Genomic DNA, 1,223 nt, shown 5'->3' on the forward strand with positions numbered 1-1,223 from the left:
GGTGGCGGCGGCTACGAGGGCGGTGGCAACCGTTACGACGACGCACAACCTCCCCGTCCGAATGCCCACCTGGGCACCCATTCGGGCCACAGCAACCCGGGCCAGCGCAATGCGGGCCATACGGCGGGCGGTCAACCTGACCCGATGCGCACCAGCGTGGACAGCATGGCCGGCAGCGGCCGCCGTGGCGGTGGCGGCGGTTACCGGAATTCCGGTGGTGGCGGTGGCTACGGTGGTGGCGCCGGTGGCCGTGGCAACGGTCCCCGCGGTTCCGGCGGCGGCTCCCGCGGTTCCTTCAACCGCTGAAACACCCAACAGACTCCCGCAACGCTAAAGCCCGGCGGGGCCCTGCCGTTCTGGCGGGGCACACCCGGGTTGCCACGGGCTTCACTCGCCCTGCAAACCGGCTCTCGTGCCATGTGGGTACTGGCTGGCGCCACGGCCCGGTTCCATCCATTTTTCAAAGCAGATGCACCGCGCCGCAGGGCGCGCTTGGCGCGGCGTGACACAGCCGCGGCAAGCTGGAATGCGGCCTCTTTCTCAAAAGCGACTCCGATATGGGCAGGCGGGCACCGTGAACGGACATCCCCGCAACGGCTAGCCAGAGGGGTGCCCATCGCAACAGCCGTTGCCTTCCCGGCAATGGGACGACCAAGGCCCCCTGCCCACTAGGCAACGGCCCGGCCGAGCCTCTCTTTCCATCGCGGTAACCCGCTGCATGCACCACCATCACCGCACCGCAACCGCACCAGACGCCCCCCCCAAAGACGCACGGTTTCTTACCAAGTGGGTCGGCATAGCGGGCGGTTTTCCCACTTGGGCCTGGCGCGGCTCTGAGCGGTTCTGATCTGCGAACCGCGATTTCCCCGCTCTTTCGCAGACACATCCCTCACCCCGCCAATACCGAGCAGGTCGCACGCGACCGGGCTCGCGCTACCGCAAGCCCGGACCCGCGTCACCATTCCGAAGCGCAGCGATGGGAAAGCCGTTGCAGAAGACGCACACGCAAATGCCGAGACAGCCACCGCTGGCGCACCCAGTTAACATCGCGCCAGGTTAATGCGGCCTCCCCTTCCGGAGGTGCACAAGGCACAACACACCATGACCCAGCGCCCCATTCTTTCCGTATCCACCGCCGCCGGCTTCGGCACATCCACCGCGCCGGCAGCGCACCGCGCACCCTGGCGCACCTCGCTGGCCCTGGCCGCCGTGCTGTTGTCGGC

General features: G+C 68.1%; 1 pseudogene. It reads left to right on the forward strand.

What is annotated here, in order from left to right:
- Positions 1-306 (forward strand): annotated as a pseudogene (locus tag ACDELDRAFT_RS22685) (DEAD/DEAH box helicase); the annotation flags it as partial.
- Positions 307-1,223 lie beyond the last annotated feature (917 nt).

Source organism: Acidovorax delafieldii 2AN, from assembly GCF_000175235.1.
GTDB classification, from domain to species: domain Bacteria; phylum Pseudomonadota; class Gammaproteobacteria; order Burkholderiales; family Burkholderiaceae_C; genus Acidovorax; species Acidovorax delafieldii_B.